General features: G+C 69.6%; 11 protein-coding genes. 3 read left to right on the plus strand and 8 right to left on the minus strand.

Going from position 1 to position 17,845, the window contains the following annotated elements; genetic code table 11:
• Nucleotides 1-47 precede the first annotated feature (47 nt).
• The 8 genes from galE to ACRAKH_RS12900 form a co-directional block, all read right to left on the minus strand.
• Nucleotides 48-1,046, minus strand: coding sequence for a UDP-glucose 4-epimerase GalE (gene galE / locus ACRAKH_RS12865; protein ID WP_380720449.1), 999 nt, complete (start codon nt 1,044-1,046; stop codon nt 48-50).
• Nucleotides 1,047-1,095: 49 nt separating this feature from the next.
• Nucleotides 1,096-2,295: a galactokinase gene (galK, locus tag ACRAKH_RS12870; protein ID WP_380720451.1), complete on the minus strand. Its 1,200-nt coding sequence runs from the start codon at nt 2,293-2,295 to the stop codon at nt 1,096-1,098.
• A 52-nt stretch (nt 2,296-2,347) separates the two neighbouring features.
• Nucleotides 2,348-3,583 carry a galactokinase gene (locus ACRAKH_RS12875; protein ID WP_380720454.1) on the minus strand — a complete coding sequence of 412 codons (1,236 nt, stop codon included), beginning with the start codon at nt 3,581-3,583 and terminating at the stop codon, nt 2,348-2,350.
• Between the two features lie 214 nt (nt 3,584-3,797).
• The gene (locus ACRAKH_RS12880) at nt 3,798-5,048 is read right to left on the minus strand and encodes an ABC transporter substrate-binding protein (RefSeq protein WP_447009835.1); all 1,251 of its coding nucleotides are present in this window, start codon (nt 5,046-5,048) and stop codon (nt 3,798-3,800) included.
• Nucleotides 5,049-5,330: 282 nt separating this feature from the next.
• Complete coding sequence (yjfF, locus tag ACRAKH_RS12885; protein WP_447009967.1) at nt 5,331-6,329, minus strand: galactofuranose ABC transporter, permease protein YjfF; 999 nt, start codon at nt 6,327-6,329, stop codon at nt 5,331-5,333.
• Between the two features lie 17 nt (nt 6,330-6,346).
• Nucleotides 6,347-7,327, minus strand: a complete 981-nt coding sequence (locus tag ACRAKH_RS12890) for an ABC transporter permease (protein ID WP_447009836.1) — start codon at nt 7,325-7,327, stop codon at nt 6,347-6,349.
• Nucleotides 7,324-8,853: a sugar ABC transporter ATP-binding protein gene (locus ACRAKH_RS12895; protein ID WP_447009837.1), complete on the minus strand. Its 1,530-nt coding sequence runs from the start codon at nt 8,851-8,853 to the stop codon at nt 7,324-7,326. Before ACRAKH_RS12895 ends, ACRAKH_RS12890 begins: the two co-directional genes overlap by 4 nt.
• A gap of 90 nt (nt 8,854-8,943) precedes the next feature.
• Nucleotides 8,944-9,924, minus strand: a complete 981-nt coding sequence (locus tag ACRAKH_RS12900; RefSeq protein WP_447009838.1) for an ABC transporter substrate-binding protein — start codon at nt 9,922-9,924, stop codon at nt 8,944-8,946.
• Between the two features lie 842 nt (nt 9,925-10,766).
• Here ACRAKH_RS12900 and ACRAKH_RS12905 point away from each other — a divergent pair.
• From ACRAKH_RS12905 to ACRAKH_RS12915, 3 genes are all read left to right on the plus strand, one after another.
• On the plus strand, nt 10,767-10,943 hold the full coding sequence (locus ACRAKH_RS12905; RefSeq protein WP_380719436.1) for a hypothetical protein: 177 nt from the start codon (nt 10,767-10,769) through the stop codon (nt 10,941-10,943).
• A 685-nt stretch (nt 10,944-11,628) separates the two neighbouring features.
• Entirely contained in the window at nt 11,629-14,439 is a 2,811-nt protein-coding gene (locus tag ACRAKH_RS12910) for an MGH1-like glycoside hydrolase domain-containing protein (RefSeq protein ID WP_380719434.1), read from the plus strand.
• A 543-nt stretch (nt 14,440-14,982) separates the two neighbouring features.
• On the plus strand, nt 14,983-17,670 hold the full coding sequence (locus tag ACRAKH_RS12915) for a beta-L-arabinofuranosidase domain-containing protein (protein WP_380719432.1): 2,688 nt from the start codon (nt 14,983-14,985) through the stop codon (nt 17,668-17,670).
• Nucleotides 17,671-17,845 lie beyond the last annotated feature (175 nt).

The raw sequence follows: 17,845 nt of genomic DNA on the forward strand, positions 1-17,845 counted from the left end.
CCGGTACCAACGACTGTGCCACCCCGAAGACACATCGCTCCGACCCATCACCACACACGCCCCGCTCTGGTTTCCTCGTCCCGGTCGGTGGTGAAGTTCCAGGCGTCGCGCACGATGCCGGTCAGGTCGACCCGCTCGGGCTTCCAGCCCAGTTCGGTGCGGGCCTTCTCGCTTCCGGCCACGAGCACGGCCGGGTCGCCGGCCCGGCGCGGGGCGACGTCGGCGGGGATCGGGTGGCCGGTCACCTCGCGGCAGGCGTCGATGACTTGCTTCACCGAGAAGCCCAAGCCGTTGCCCAGGTTGTAGATGCGGTGCTCGCCCGCGGCCGCGTGCTCCAGCGCCCGCAGGTGCGCGTCGGCCAGGTCCACGACGTGGATGTAGTCGCGGACGCACGTGCCGTCCTGGGTGGGCCAGTCGTCGCCGTAGACCTGCACCCGCTCGCGCCGACCGGACGCGACCTGCAGCACGATCGGGATCAGGTGGGTCTCCACGCCGTGCCGCTCGCCGAACCGCCCGTAGGCGCCGGCCACGTTGAAGTACCGCAGCGACACGGCGGCCAGGCCGTGCGCGGCCGCGTAGGAGGTGATGGCGTGGTCGATCGCGAGCTTGGTCGCGCCGTAGGTGTTGGTGGGTCGCGTCGGCGCGGTCTCCGCGATCGGCACCCGCTCCGGTTCGCCGTAGGTGGCGGCGGTGGAGGAGAACACGAGCCGGGGCGTGCCGTGCTCGCGCATGGCGTCCAGCAGACGCAGCGACGTCACCACGTTGCCCTGCCAGTACTTCGCCGGGTCCTGCATGGACTCGCCGACCAGCGACTTGGCCGCGAAGTGCAGCACGCCGTCGAAGCCCGCGCCGCCCACGCCCTCGGCGAGCACGCCGCCGATCGCGTCGTCGATGCCCGCCTCGACCAGCCGCGCGCCGTCGGGCACCGCGTCCGCGTGCCCGGTGGACAGGTCGTCCAGCACGACCACCTCGTGCCCCGACTCCACCAACCTGGCCGCGCACACGCTGCCCACGTACCCGGCGCCGCCCGTGACGAGCAACCTCATCTTATGAACCCGCCTTCGTCAGGATCACCGATCGGTTGGCACTCATCGATCACTCATCCCGGCCGGCGCCCGCCGAGGGCACCGCCGTGAACGTCCTGGGCGTGGCCCAGCCGCGCTCGGCGAACGCGGCGAGCACCTGCCGCACCACCTCGTCGTGCCGCTGCACGGGCACCAGAGCGATCGCCGACCCGCCGAAACCGCCACCCACCATCCGCGCACCCAACGCGCCCGCCGCCTTCGCCGCGTCCACCGCCACGTCCAGCTCCGGCGCGGACACCCGGTAGTCGTCGCGCAACGACGCGTGCGACGCGTCCAGCAGCGGCCCGAGCTCCGCCAACCGACCGCCGCGCAGCAACCCCACCGCCGCCAGCACCCGCTCGTTCTCCGTCACGACGTGCCGCACCAACGGCCGCGACTCCTCCGGCACCCGGTCCAGCGCCGCGTCCAACCCGCTCACGTCCACGTCCCGCAACGCGGCAACCCCCAGCACCGACGCCGCCTTCTCACAGCCCGCACGCCGTGCGCCATAGCCGCCATCGGTGTGCGAATGACTGGCCCGCGTGTCGATGACCAGCACCTCCAGACCGTGCGCCGCGGCGTCGAACGGCACCTGCTCCGACTCGAACGACCGCACGTCCAAGAACAGCACGTGCGCCTCGGTGCAGCACAGCGACGCGGTCTGGTCCAGCAGGCCCGTCGGAGCGCCGACGAACTCGTTCTCCGCCCGCTGCACCCACCGGGCGACCTGCGGCAGGTCGTCCACGGCGCGATCCGCCAAGCCGAGCAGCGCCAACGCCACCGCGCACTCCAACGCGTGCGACGACGACAACCCGGCGCCCGCCGGCACGTCACCGGCGATCACCAGGTCCGCCCCACCGGTCAGGCCCTGCTCCCGCAGCACCCACGCCACCCCCGCCGGATACGCCGCCCAACCACCGACCACCCCCGGCTCAAGATCGGCCACCGCCACCGGGTCGGCTTCCTCCAACACCCCGTCGTGCAGCGTGGCCACCCGCAGCAGACCGTCGTCCCGCGCTGACGCGGCCACCGCGGTCCGGTGCGGCAACGCGAACGGCAGCACGAAACCGTCGTTGTAGTCCGTGTGCTCCCCGATCAGGTTCACCCGACCGGGCGCAGACCAGACACCGCTCGGCGCGGCACCGTGCAACCGGGTGAACGCCGCGGAGGCGCGCCGCGACGGCTTCGTGGCATCGGCGCCGGCTTCGTACTTGCTCAACGGATCGAGCATGGGCTTCTCCAAGCGTGTCGGTGGACGGGGGAGGACTTCGGAGGAGCGGGTGTCAGCGATCCCGACGCGCTCCGTCGGACGGCGTCACGGTGAACAGTCGTGGTCGGGACAGGCCCCTTCCGGCGAACGCACAGGTCAGTGCGTCGTCGAGGTCTTGGAGCAGGTGCGAGGGCACGAGTGCGAGAACCGACCCGTCGAAGCCCGAGCCCGTCAGGCGGGCGCCGATCGCGCCGGCGGTGACGGCGCAACCGGCGGCGAGGTCCAACGCCGCACCGGACACCCGGTGGTCGTCACGCAGGCTGGCGTGCGACGTGGTCAGCAACGGCCCCAGATCGGCGACGCACCCGGTGCGCAGGACGGTCCCCGCCATCACGACGCGGTCGTTCTCCGTCACCACGTGGCGGACCACGCCGTGCAGCTCGGCGGGCAGGAGGCGCAACGCGTCGGACAGATCACCCATGCCGATGTCGCGCAAGGTCGGCACACCCAGCACCGCAGCGGCACGGGCGCATTCCACACGGCGTGCGGCACGACTGCTCGAGTGGTGGACATGGCCCCGGGTGCGGACGTCGATCACCACGAGGGACAGGCCACGCCCCGCCAGGGTGAACGGGATCTGCTCGGCTGTGCCGCTTCGGGCGTCGAGGAACAGCGCGTGATCCCTGATGCAGTCCAGCGAAGCGGTCTGGTCGAGAACCCCAGCCGGTACGCCGCCGAACTCGTTCGCGGCCCTTCGGACGAGTTCGGCGACGATGCCCGAGAGCTGCGTCGCGCCGGCCAGTTCCAGCAGGGCCAGCGCGACGGCGCACCCGGCGGCGCGGTCGGACGCCAGCCCGGCTCGCGCGGGCACGTCGCCGGCCAGGACCAGATCCGCGCCGGCCGCCATGCCGTGCTCGCGCAGCACCCCCGCGACCGCGCAGGCGTCGACCGCCCAGTCGGGAACACCGCCGACGGCGATCTCGGAGATGGGGAAGGCACCGCTTCGCCGGACCTCTCCGCGCAGGTTGACGGAGGTGACCGTCAGCCGGCCGTCGTCACGGGCCGCGGCGGCGACCACCGCGCGGTGCGGCAGCGCGATGGCGAGGGCGAGCCCGTCGTTGTAGTCCGTGTGCTCACCCACGAGGTTCAACCGGCCCGGGGCCGAGCACACCACGTCGGCTTCCCGCGACAGCTCCCGCCGGAACAGCGCGGCGGCGCGGTCGACGAGGTCGCGGCGCGACCGCCGCCCGACCCGCGTGCCGCGATGGTCCTGAGGCCTCGCCAGGACATGCCGATGGCACTCGTTCACGTGCGTTCTCCCACGAGGACGGACCGAACCCCGGTGGAGCGGAACCCGGGGACCCGGTCGACTGTCAGCTGCACTGTCGGGCCATGTCGTCGAGGTGAGGGGGGAAGGCCCCGGCCGGGGGGAGAGAGGGCCGGCCGGGGCGTGGTCGAGGTGACGGTCGACTCACCGAGGTGACCGACGTGGTGACGAGCGGCGGGGAGAGTTCGATCGCCGTTCATCGGGACTCGGTGAGGATCTCGTCGATGCGGCGGGCGGCGGCGGCCAGTCCCTCGGCGGTGTCGACCTTCCCCGCGACGATGTCCCTGATCGCCTGGGCGAACACGTCGTCGTGGATCTTGGCGAACTCGACCGTGCCCGGCATCAGGGGCCGGGCGATCCGGGCGTCGTCGGCGAACTCGGCCACGAACGGGTTGCTCGGCAGGGAGTTCTGGTCGAGCCGGATCGACGGGTAACCCGACCGCTCCATCCAGTGCTCCTGCGCCCCCTCGCTGACCCAGAACGACAGGAAGGCGTGCGCGGCCGCCTTCTCCGCCGGCGAGAGCGACGCGTTGAGCGCCAACGACGTCGTCGCGCCGAACGTGGCCTGCGTGACCGGCCCGGCCGGCACCGGCGCGACGTCGAAGTCCACCCCGGCCTCCTGGAAACCGCTGATCGCCCACGGCCCGGTGATCACCATCGCCGCCTCGCCCCGGCTGAACGCCGCCTCCGCCTCCAGGCCGCTGAGCCCGATCGGCGACACGTGCTCCTCCCGGATCAAATCCACCCACGTCCGCACCGCGGACACCGACTCCGGACGGGTGAGCGCCGACCTGCGGCCGTCGGCCTCCAACACGTCACCACCGCCACCCCACAACGCGATCGGCCACGTCGGCGTGGTGTCGTGGTCCGGCAGCGCCAGACCGTACTGCTCGGGCCTCCCGTCACGGTCCCGGTCCACCGTCAACCGGGTCATCGCCTCACGCCACTCGTCCCACGTCGTCGGCGGCCGGTCGGGGTCCAACCCCGCCCTGGTGAACAGCTCCCGGTTGTAGTGCAGCTTGAGGCTGGTGAACGTCATCGGCACGGCATACTTGCGACCGTCGTACCCGACCGCCTCGGTGGCCGCGGTGACCAGCACGTTCGACGCCGGATCCGCCGCGAACCAGTCGTCCACCGGCGCCAACACGCCCTTCTTCGCGTACTGCGCCACCCGCGTGCTGTCGAACGCGGCCAGGTCCGGCCCGCCGCCCGCCGAGTACGCCTGCAACAGACTGCGGAAGAAGACGTCCCAGGGCATGAAACTCATCTCGATCCGGACACCCGGGTTGGCCGCGTTGAACTCGTCCACGATCGACTCCAACGCCGAGGCGTTGGGCCCGGCATACCCACTCCAGAACGTGAGACGGACCAACTGCCCGGACGGCTCGACGGCCGGCGACCCACACCCGGCCAACAAACCCACGACCGTCACGAACACCGCCGCCACCAACCGACGGCGACGACCCCGAACCCACGTTCCCGGTGCCAAGGCACTTCCTTTCTACGACGGAACGACCGAGTGCCCCGGCGGGCCGGGAGCGGGCGCACGTCCACTGGCGCACCTCGAACCCCGGAGTGGTGCCGAATCCGCAGGTGTCGAGGCACAGGCCGCTGTGCCGGTTGACGAGCGCCGAGTAGCCGCCCGCCCACCGACCTCAGCTGTCACGCAAGTGCACGGGGCGCCGCGCCGTCTCCGGGTGGCGCGACAGCGTGAACTTCGCTGTTCACGTCAAGATCGTCGGACGATGACTCGCTGGAGTGCGATGAAAGCGAGCAGGAGACCACCGATGACGATCTTCGTCCACCAGGACGACAGCGTGCCCTCGAACGAGATCAGCGTCTGGATGGTGCCCAGCACGAGCACGCCGACCACCGAGCCGATCACGAACCCGACGCCGCCGGACAGGAGGCTGCCGCCCACGACCACCGCGGCGATCGCGTCCAGCTCCATGCCGACCGCGTGGAGGCTGTAGCCGGACAGCATGTAGAGGCTGAACAGCAACCCGGCCAGCGCCGAGCAGAACCCGCTGATCACGTACACGCCGATCTTCACCCGCGTGGTCGCCAGGCCCATCAGCCGTGCCGACGTCTCGCTGCCGCCCACCGCGTACACCGTGCGCCCGAACCGGGTCAGGTGCAGCACGTACACCGCGGCCAGCACGGTCACCAGCGCGATCACCACGCCGTAGGTGATGGTCACCCCGCCGGGCAGCTCCACCGAGCCCGTGGCCAGGTCGCGGAACGTCGGGTCCTTGATGGACACCGACTCCACGCTGATCACGAAGCACAGGCCGCGGGCGAGGAACATGCCCGCCAGGGTCACGATGAACGGCTGCACGGCGAACCGGTGGATCACCCAGCCCATCGCCAGGCCGAGCCCGGACCCGGTCGCGAGCACGGTGATGACGACCAGCCAAGCGGGCCACCCGGCCTGCAGCGCCGCCGCCGCGATCATGGTCGACAGCGCGACCACCGACCCGACCGAGAGGTCGATGCCGCCGGTGAGGATCACGAAGGTCATCCCGACCGCGAGGACGATCAGGAACGCGTTGTCGATGAACAGGTTCGCCATCACCTGTCCGGAGGCGAACCCCTCGTACCGCGCCGAGCCCACGCCGAACGTCGCCACGAACACCACGAAGGTCGCGATCACCGGGAGGAACCGCTTGGGCACGCGCACGGCCCCGCCACGTGCTCGGGACGGCCCCGCGGCCGACTCCGGCTCCAGGACCACTGTCTGCTGCTTCACGCGGGCACTCCTTGCTTGCCACGAACCCGACCACGAACCCGAATCCGGACCGGCGCCTGCATCAGGCACACCGCGATCACCACGATCGCCTTGAACACCAGCGTGATCTCCGGCGCGATGCCGATCGTGTAGACCGTCGTGGTCAACGTCTGGATGATCAACGCGCCGAGCAGCGTGCCGGTCAGCGAGTACCGGCCGCCGGCCAGCGACGTGCCGCCGATGACGACGGCCAGGATCGCGTCCATCTCGATCCACAGGCCGGCGTTGTTGGCGTCGGCCGCGCTGACGTTGGAGCTGATCATCAACCCGGCGACGGCCGCGCACAGCGCGGCGAACACGTACACCGTCCAGATGATCGTCCGCGCCCGCACGCCCGCCAGCCGCGACGCCGCCGGGTTCACGCCCACCGACTCGATCAGCAGGCCCAGCGCGGTCCGCCGGGTCACCAGCGCCACCAGCCCGAGCACCGCGAGGCTGATCAGGATCGCGATCGGCAGCACCAGGAACCCCGCGCCGACCTGTCGGTAGGTGTCGTCGTTCACGGTGATGATCTGGCCCTCGGTGATCAGCATCGCGACCCCGCGCCCGGCGGTCATCAGCACGAGCGTGGCGATGATGGGCTGGATGCCCAGCACCGACACCAGGAACCCGTTCCACAGCCCGAGCACCGCGCACAGCGCCAGCGCCAGGCCCATCCCGACCCACGCGTTGCCGCCGGAGGCGATGTAGGTGCACGTCACCGCGCCCGCGATCGCCGCCACCGCGCCGACCGACAGGTCGATGCCGCGGGTCGCGATCACCAGCGTCATGCCCAACGCGATCAGCAGCGTGGGCGCGCCGTTGCGCAGGATGTCGATGAGGCTGCCGAACAGGTGGCCGTCCTGGAGCCTGATCGAGAAGAACGACGGTGTCACCACCACGTTCAGGATCAGCAGGGCGACCAGCGCCAGCACCGGCCAGAGCAGTCGGTTCTTCACGACGCCACCGCCTTCACACCCGTGTCCACGCCGTGGTCGCCGCCGCCGGCGATGAGCGCCATGACGTCGTCCACGCCCGCCGCGCCGTCCAGCTCGGCGACCTTCTGCCGGTCGCGCATCACCACCACCCGGTCGGACACGCGCACCACCTCCTCCAGTTCGGCGGAGATGAACAGCACGGCCATGCCCTCCGCGGCCAGGTCGGCGACGACCTTCTGGATCTGCGCCTTCGCGCCGACGTCGATGCCGCGCGTCGGCTCGTCCAGGATCAACAACTTGGGCTGGGTCACCAGCCACCGCGCCAGCAGCACCTTCTGCTGGTTGCCGCCCGACAGGTTCCCGACCGCGCGGTCGGGGTCGGCGGGCCGGATGTCCAGCAGGTCGATGTACTTGGCCACCAGCTCGTCGGCGAGCTTGCGCGGCACCGGCCGAGCCCAGCCGCGCGCGGCCTGCATCGCCAGGATCAGATTGTCCCGCACGCTCAGGTCGGCCACGATGCCCTCGGCCTTGCGGTCCTCAGAGGAGAACGCGACACCGGCCTCGATCCCGGCCCGCGGCCCGGTAAGCCGCAGCTGCCTGCCCCCGACCACGACGCGACCGGAGTCGGCCTTGTCCGCGCCGAACAGCAGCCGCGCGACCTCCGTGCGGCCCGAGCCCAGCAGCCCGGCCAGCCCGACGACCTCGCCCGCCCGGATCTCCAGGTCGAACGGTGCGACGGAGCCCTTGCGGCCCACGCCTTCGGCCAGCAAAAACGTCTCGCCGGGCTTGCCCGAGCGGCGCTCGATCTCGTCCAGCAGGCCCATCTCACGGCCGAGCATCGCCGACACGAGGTCGATGCGGCTGAGCGAGGCGGTGGCGTGCTCGCCGACGAGGCGGCCGTTGCGCAGCACCGTGATCCGGTCGGAGATCTCGTAGACCTGTTCCAGGAAGTGGGTCACGAACAGCACCGCCACGCCTTCGTCGCGCAGCACCCGGATGATCCGGAACAGCTCCGCGACCTCGTCGGCGTCCAGGCTGGACGTCGGCTCGTCCAGGACGAGCACCCGCGCGTCCACGGCCACGGCGCGCGCGATCGCGACGAGCTGCTGCACGGCGATCGGGTGGCTCTCCAGCACCGAACCCGGGTCGATGTGCAACCCGATCCGGGCCAACAGCTCCGCGGCCCGCGCGCGCATCCGCTTGCCGTCGATGCGCCCGAGCTTCCGCGGCTCACGCCCGAGCAGGATGTTTTCCGCCACGGTCAGGTTCGCGCACAGGTTGACCTCTTGGTACACCGTGCTGATCCCGGCGGCCTGCGCCTCCGCGGGAGCGGTGAACGACACCGGCTTGCCCGCGTAGCGGATCTCCCCGGCCGCCAGCGAGTGGACCCCGGTCAGCGCCTTGATGAGCGTCGACTTGCCCGCTCCGTTCTCACCCATCAACGCGTGGACCTCGCCCGGGAACAGCCGGAAGTCCACCTCCTGCAACGCTTTCGCGCCGGGGAACTCCACCGAGATGCCCCGCATGTCCACGACCGGATCGGTCATTGGACAACTCCCCTCACACGCTGGGTGCGGTCCCCGCCACCACACCCGGAGGGTGACGGGGACCGCGGTCTGTGATCACTACCGGCGGTATCAGTACTTGCGGTTGGGCAGCTCGGTCTTGGCCTGCTCCGAGGTGAAGGTCGTCTCCTCGGTCACCACGCGCGGCGGCACTTCCTCGCCCGCCACGACCTTCTTCGCCAGCTCCATCAGCTGGTCGCCCAGCAGCGGGTTGCACTCCACGATGAAGTTGATCTCACCGGCGGCCAGGGCGGTCATGCCGTCCTTCACCGCGTCCACCGTGATGATCTTGATGTCCTTGCCCGGCACCTTGCCCGCGGCCTTGATCGCCTCGATCGCGCCCAGGCCCATGTCGTCGTTGTGCGCGTAGACCACGTCGATCTGCGGCACCGACTTCAGGAACGCCTCCATGACCTGCTTGCCACCCGACCGCGTGAAGTCACCGGTCTGGGTCGCCACGATCTTCAGGTCCGACCCCGCGATCGCGTCCTCGAAGCCCTTCTTGCGGTCGATCGCCGGCGCCGCACCCGTCGTGCCCTGCAGCTCCACGACGTTCTTCGCACCCGCCGCGTTGGCCTTCAGCCACTCACCGGCCTTCTTGCCCTCCTCGACGAAGTCGGAGCCGAGGAACGTCTTGTACAGCGACGTGTCGTCCACGTCCACCGCGCGGTCGGTCAGGATCACCGGGATGTTCGCGCGCTTGGCCTCCAGCAGCACGGCGTCCCAGCCCGTCTCCACCACCGGGCTGAACGCGATCACGTCCACCTTCTGCTGGATGTAGGACCGGATCGCCTTGATCTGGTTCTCCTGCTTCTGCTGCGCGTCGGAGAACTTCAGGTCGACCCCGGCCTTGGCGGCGGACTCCTGGACCGACTTGGTGTTCGCGGTGCGCCAGCCGCTCTCGGCGCCCACCTGGGCGAAGCCCATCGTGATCTTGCCGTCGTCCTTGGCGGCGGTGCCCGACGACCCGGCGTCCCCGGATCCACCGGTACCGCACGCGGTCAACGCGGCCAACAGGACCGCGGCGGCGGCGGTCGTCATCTTCTTCAACACTGGTTCTTCCTCCGTGTGAACCCGGCACGTGGCGGGCGGCGAGCTGCGTGACCGATGTCACTGGGTCGCAACCCTGAACCTCGGAAAGCAGGGGCGTCAAGAGATCGTTCGTAACTTGAGTGTTTCGTTACATCGTTGGAATCACCAAGAACACTCACAAAATCTGATCATCGTGTTGAGTTTCGTCCTAGAGTGTTTGGTCTTGTTGGATGTGCTCCGGTGTGTCCGGAGGGGTTCGCGGTGCCGGGCACCACGCTCAGGCGACAGCCGCCAAGTCGTCCTCGGCCCAGGGGTTGCCGCGGCCGGCTCCCGTTGGTAGCTCCCCGCAAGCGCTGTGTGGTCGTGCGCACGACGGGTGCGAGCGGTCCACTGTGATCCGCGTGCGTCCTCCGAGGCGATCAGGTGTCGCGGTGCCTCCTTGGTCCGGTACCGGCTCCGTCCGTCTGAAGTGGCCGTTGACCACGCCCGACACGGTCACGGCCGATGAGTCCACGAGCACGGCGCCTCCTCCTGCTTGACCGTCCGTTGCCTCTGTTCGACCGGGTGGACCGGTCAAGCGGGGACGTCCCGGCATCGACCGGTCTTTACATCGTTGTATCGAAGATGTAAGAAATGCGTCGTGACCTGAGTCACCGGGTCAGGAGCACCCCATGTCGCAGTTGGCCTGCACCCAGCAGCCAGCGGCGACGACCGGGAGACCCGCTCACCCGGAGTGGGGTGCTCCGCCAAGGCATCGGCTGCCGGAGTCGAAGTCGAGAACGCGGTCACCACGTCTGCTCGGACGTGTGCGTGAACGCCGTCCACCCGTGTTGCAACCCGTTGCCTCGACCTGAAGGAGTTCCATGCGCAGCCCCGTCGCCGTGCCCGTTTCCACACCGGTCGCGCCTGCCGCCATCGTGTCCAAGGCATCGCCGTTGTCCACGCCGTGGACCGACCAGGTGCCGACCACCAACCCCCTGCCCGAGTACCCGCGCCCGCAGGAGACCCGCTTGGACTGGCAGTCCCTCAATGGCGGGTGACCTGCGCGTGCCGCGTACAACGTCGCCGGCGCCCGCGGCCCTCGGACACGTCCGGTCGTCCCGGGTGCCCACGCCCGGCTGCGCCGACCGGTACCTCCGGCACGTCGACTCCGCCGCGCCAACCGACGTGATCACCGCCGGCAGCGCGAGCGGTGCGCGCCAGGACGCGTGGCGACTCCGGCTCCAACCGGCCGCGGACGCACACAGCCGACAGCGGTTGAACCCTCGCGGCGCCCCGGGCGCCCTGACCGCTTTACCCGTCGCGGTGGTCGCACCCCTGGCCACCGCGACGCATCAGCCACATCGGGGCGGCAGGAGCCGCGAGGTCCAGGACGCTCGCGCGTTCCCCTCCTGAGGAGCGGACCACCCAAGCACGACAGGGGCTCGTCGGAGCGGCTTGGACGGATCCATCGGCAACGTCCACGCGAGGCTCCACCCGCGCACCGAACTGGCCTGCGTCGCCAAAGCGGCGCGGTTGGTCCTGTGGATCTGCGACGAGCAAGGCACCACATGGCGAACCGAGCCTGAAGGTGCCCGGAGAAGACACCGCACGTGCCTCGGCACGGCACGCGGACAACGCGACACCGACCCGAACCGGGTCGACATCACGCCGGTCAAGGCAGACCGGCCGAAGGAGGTCATGATGCTCCGAACACGTATTCGTCGATCGGTGACGATCGGAGCCGTGGCGATCGTCACCGCCGGTGCGCTCGCCCACTTTCAGCCGGCGGCGGCATACCGGCCACCATCGCCTGCGACCTCGCAGGGGCAGACTTCGCTGCTGAACCACGCGGCACTGCTCGACGCCGCCGGCGTCGGCGACCAGAGCTGGTTCCTCGACAACATCCCGTTCCTCGACATCCCGGACGAGCAGATCCAGAACGTCTACCACTACCGCTGGTTCACGTGGCAGGAGCACCTCAACTACCTCGACCCGGCCAACGGCTACACGTCGAGTGAATTCCTCCCCGATGTGGGTTACAACGCCGCGGGCGGTGCCATCAACGCGGCTGCCGGACACGTGATCCACGACGGGCGGTGGGTCCGCGACCAGTCCTACCTCAACGACTACCAGAACTACTGGATGCGCGGCCTCGGCGCCGATCGGAGCCGTCAGTACACGTTCTGGGCCGCGAGTTCCTATTACGACCGCTTCCTCGCCAACGGTGACGCGGCGTTCCTCAAGCAGTTCGAACAGGATCTCATCGACCAGTACAACGGCTGGAGCAACCAGTTCGACTCGTCGCTCGGCCTGTACTGGACCTCACCGCTGCTCGACGCGATGGAGTACGACTCGGCGGCGTACCAGTCGAAGGACCACTTCGGCGGTGGCGCGGGCTTCCGGTCGAGCATCAACGCCTACCAGTACGCCGACGCCCTCGCCATCGCCAAGATCGCGACGATGAACGGCAACCACGACACGGCGACCGAGTTCACGAAACGCGCGAACGCGTTGAAGTCGAACATGGATTCGAAGTTGTGGGACTCGAACCGCAACTTCTTCTACCACCGCCAGCGGGACAACAACCCATCGGGCGCGCTGCTCAACGACCGCGAGATCTACGGGCTCTTCCCCTGGTACTTCAACATGCCGGACGCCTCGAAGAACGTCGCGTGGGCCCAGCTGTTCGACCCCGACGGCTTCGCCGCCGCCTACGGGCCGACATCGACCGAACGGCGCAGTTCGCTGTTCATGCACGAGGCCACTCTCGGCTGCTGCCGGTGGAACGGCCCATCGTGGCCGTACGCGACCTCGTTCGTCCTCGGTGGTATGGCCAACCTGCTCAACGACTACCCGGCGCAGCAGTACGTCACCCGGGACAACTACTACGACCAGCTCCGCACGTTCGCGCTGACGCAGCACAAGAACGGAGTGCCGTACGTCGCCGAGGCGCACCACCCGGACAACGACTCGTGGCTCTACGACGCGCCCGGCCACAGCCTCGACTACAACCACTCGTCATTCACCGACCTGGTCATCACCGGCTTGATGGGCATCCGCCCCCAGGCCGACGACACCGTGCAGATCAAGCCACTGGCACCGACGACGTGGGACCACTGGGCGCTGGAGAACCTGCCGTACCACGGTCACAACCTGACGGTGATGTACGACGCGGACGGCACCCACTACGGCAAGGGCAGCGGCTTCAAGGTCTACGTCGACGGCGTGCAGGTGCTCGGGCAGGCGACGGTCGGCAACGTCACCGTTGACGTCGGCGACGCCATCACCCCGCCGAACAACCCCCTGGTGAACGTCGCGGCCAACCGCACCCAGTCGCAGAGCGGCACCCAGCCGTCCGCGTCCTACACGTTCGGCGGCGGCGCCGACAGCGTCTGGAAGGCCGTGGACGGACGCACGAGCTACCACGACGTGCCGAACACCCGGTGGACGTCGTACGGCTCCCCGAACACGAGCGACTGGTACGCCGTCGACTTCCAGCGCAACACCAGCGTGGACAACATCCGTTTCTACCTCTACGACGACGGCCGGGGGGTGCGAACGCCCGCGAGCTACGACGTGGAGTACTGGAACGGGTCGAGTTGGGTCACCGTGCCCAACCAGGTCAGGCGGACCGGCTCGCCGAAGGCCAACGCGCTCAACGAGGTGACCTTCCCCGCGATCGCCACGAGCCGGTTGCGCGTCGTCGCGCCCAACCCGGGCGGGGGCAACGGCTGGGGTCTCGCGGAATTCGAGGTGTGGGTCGACTCCGTTCCGCCGCCGCCTCCGGCCGGCGTGATCAACGGCCCCGGCGGCAAGTGCGTCGATGTCGCCGGCGCGGACACGGGCGGGAACGGCGCCGCGGTCCAGTTGTGGACCTGTGAAGGCGCCTCGGTCGACCAGCACTGGACGCACCACGCGGACAGGACGGTGCGTTCGCTCGGCCGCTGCCTCGACATCAGCGGCAACGGCACGGCCAACGGCACCCAGGCGCAGCTGTGGGACTGCAACGGCACCGGCGGCCAGGCATGGGTGCAGCAGGCCGACGGCTCGTTGCGGAACCCGCAGTCGGGTCGGTGCCTCGACGCGCCCGGTGGTGCCACGGCCAATGGCACCCGCCTGCAGATCTGGGACTGCAACGGCGCGGACGCCCAGAAGTTCTTCGTGTCGGGCGGAGGGCCGATCACCGGACCGGCCGGCAAGTGCGTCGAAGTGGCCGGGGACGACAGCGGCGGCAACGGTGCGGCCGTCCAGCTGTGGGACTGCATCGCCACGGCGGTCGACCACCACTGGACGCTGACGCCCGACAACCGGGTGCGCACACTGGGGCGCTGCCTCGACATCAGCGGCAACGGCACGGCCAACGGCACCCAGGTCCAGCTGTGGGACTGCAACGGCACCGGCGGCCAGGCATGGGTGCAGCAGACCAACGGCTCGTTGCGGAACCCGCAGTCGGGTCGGTGCCTCGACGCGCCCGGTGGTGCCACGGCCAATGGCACCCGCCTGCAGATCTGGGACTGCAACGGCGCGGACGCCCAGAAGTTCGCGTTGAGCTGACGCCACGAACTGTGCCGGGCACGGGCGAAGGGAGCCCGTGCCCGGCACAGCGTTCGGACGTGATCAGCCCGACGGGACGGAGCGGCGCGCTCGGCCGACGGTGATCCGTCGGACCGCTGCCACCGGCCCAGTCAGGACCGGCTCCGCCTGGCGAAGCACGGCCGATGGCCACGTCCGACGTGGTCATCGCCGACGAGGGTGCCTGCGAGCAATTGCGTATACCTAATCGTGCAGGCACTCCTTGAGCCAGCGCGGGACATGTTGTTAGCGTTCACATCGCAGTCGCGCAGGTCGAGACACAAACCGCCAGGTACCGCACACCCATACGCGCCATGGCCCCATCACCGCGCGGTGGTCTTGGAGCGCTGTGACCCCAGCCCGCGGCCGCGGCCACGCGGCAGCTTGACCACGGCCTCTCCACCCGGCACAACCGCTGTCCGGCGGCCAGGCCTCGAACCCGGCCGAGTCGCCGACACTTCACCTCTACGGAGTGTCCCCATGTCTCCAGCACTGAGTCGGCGCACCGTGTTGCAAGCAGCAGGCGTGACCGCAGTGGCATCCGCCGTGCCCGTCATCGGCGGGCCCACCGCCCTGGCCCAGGTGGCGCCTGTCCGAAGCGACATCGGTGTGTCGGCCCACCCGTTCGAACTCGGGCAGGTCCGCCTGACCGAGAGCCGCTGGTTGGACAACCAGAACCGCACGCTCACCTACCTGCGGTTCCTGGACGTGGACCGGCTGCTCTACAACTTCCGTGCCAACCACCGGTTGTCCACGAACGACGTGACGGCGTGCGGCGGGTGGGAGCACCCCGACTCCGACATCCGAGGCCACACCCAGGGGCACTTCCTGGCCGCATGCGCGCAGGCGTGGGCTGTGCTCGGTGACGAGGAGTGCCGCGACAAGGCCGATCACATGGTCGCGGAGATGGCGAAGTGCCAGGCGAACAACGAGGCGGCGGGGTTCAACCCCGGCTACCTGTCCGCGTTCCCCGAGTCGGACTTCGACACCGTCGAGACAGGTCAGCGCAAGGGCGTGCCGTACTACGGCGTGCACAAGACGATGGCAGGGTTGCTGGACGTGTGGCGCTACCTCGGCAGCACGCAGGCGCGTGACGTGCTGCTGCGGCTCGCGGGTTGGGTGGACTGGCGCACCGGCCGGTTGACCTACGCCCAGATGCAGACGACGCTGCGCACCGAGTTCGGCGGCATGAACGCGGTGCTGACCGACCTCTACCAGCAGACCGACGACGACCGCTGGCTCAAGGTGGCGCAGCGGTTCGACCACGCCGCGGTCTTCGACCCGCTGGCGGCAGGTGAGGACCGACTCAGCGGGCTGCACGCCAACACCCAGGTGCCCAAGTGGATCGGCGCGGCCCGCGAGTACAAGGCCACCGGAACCACCCGCTACCGCGACATCGCCACCAACGCGTGGAACATCACCGTGGCCGCCCACACCTACGTCATCGGCGGCAACAGCCAGGCCGAGCACTTCCACGCGCCGCACGCCATCGCCGCGTACCTCAACGCGGACACGGCCGAGGCGTGCAACACCTACAACATGCTCAAGCTCACCCGCGAGCTGTGGCAGCTGCAACCGGACAACGCCGCCTACTTCGACTACTACGAACGGGCCTTGTTCAACCACCTGATCGGCCAGCAGAACCCCGCCTCCGCCCACGGCCACGTCTGCTACTTCACCGCGCTCAACCCGGGCGGGCGGCGTGGCCAGGTCGGGCCGTGGGTCGGCGGTGGCAGCTTCAGCACCGACTACGGCACGTTCTGGTGCTGCCAGGGCACCGGCCTCGAGACCAACACCAAGCTGATGGACTCGATCTACTTCCACAACGGCACCACCCTGACGGTGAACCTGTTCATGCCGTCGGTGCTGAACTGGTCGCAACGTGACATCACCGTCACCCAGACCACCACGTACCCGGCGAGCGACACCACCAGCCTCACCCTCACCGGCAACGTATCCGGCACGTGGACGATACGCGTGCGCATCCCGGGGTGGACCAAGGACGCGGCCGTCAGCGTGAACGGAGTCGTCCAGAACATCGCGACGACCCCCGGCACCTACGCCGCCATCACGCGGTCCTGGACATCCGGGGACGTCGTCACCGTCCGGCTGCCCATGCGCGTGATCATGCGGGCAGCCAACGACGACCCCGGCGTCTCCGCGATCACCTACGGCCCCGTGGTGCTGTCGGGCGTCTACGGCGACAAGCAGTTCAGCACACTCCCCAGCCTCGACGTGGCCTCGATCACCCGCACCAGCACGAGTGCGCTGACCTTCACCGCGACCGCGGACGGCTCGTCGGTCGACCTCGTGCCGTTCTACAACGCCCACCACCACAACTACACGGTCTACTGGCGCGCACCCGGTCGGGGAGCCGCGGCGGCGGCCGGCCTCAAGTTGGTCAACGCCGGGAGCGGCCTGGTCCTCGGCGTGCACGAGATGTCCACCGCCAACGGAGCTCCCGCCAAGCAGTGGAGCGACACCGGCACCCCGGACCACAGCTGGTCGCTGATCCCCGACGGGGCCTCCGTGCGGCTGCGCAACGGCAACAGCGGCAAGATCCTCGGCGTCGAGAACATGTCCACGGCGGACAACGCGCGCGTGCTCCAGTGGTCCGACACGGGCACCGCCGACCACAAGTGGACGGTCGTCGACGTCGGCGACGGCACCCACAAGATCCGCAACGCCCACAGCGGCAAGGTGTTGGGCATCCTCGACGCCTCCACCGCCCTCGGCGCGCAGGCCGTCCAGGACTCCGACAACGGCACCGCGGACAACCGCTGGCGGTTCGTGCCCATCGGCGCCCGCCGCATCCAGAACCTGGCCAGCGGCCTCGTCCTCGGCGTGCGCGGCATGTCGACCGCGGACGGCGGCCTCGTGGTCCAGTGGGACGACACCGGCACCGCCGACCACCTGTGGACCGCCGTGCCCGACGCCGGTGGCTACTTCAAGCTGCGGAACTCGCACAGCGGCAAGGTCCTCGGCGTCGAGAACGCCGCGACCGCCAACGGTTCCCGCGTGCTCCAGTGGGCCGACAACGGCACCAACGACCACCTCTGGCGGCTCCGCTACGGCACAGGCGGCTACTTCCGCATCCAGTGCGCCAACGGCGGCCGAGTCCTCGGTGTCGGCAACGCCTCCTCCGCACCCGGCGCGCAGATCGTCATCTGGGACGACAACGGCACCAACGACCACCTCTGGCGCTTCATCTAGGAAGCGTCCTGCACTTCGTCACCGCAGCCAGGGAACGATGGCGGCGATGGTGAGTTCGGCCTGGCAGTGCGCGACTCGTTCGGCGTAGCGGGCAGCCGGGCCGCAAACTGCTTGAGCTGGTTGAACCAGCGTTCGACCACGTTGCGCTGTTCGTAGCGTTCGGCGTCGAAGGCCG

The organism is Saccharothrix hoggarensis, from assembly GCF_052936025.1.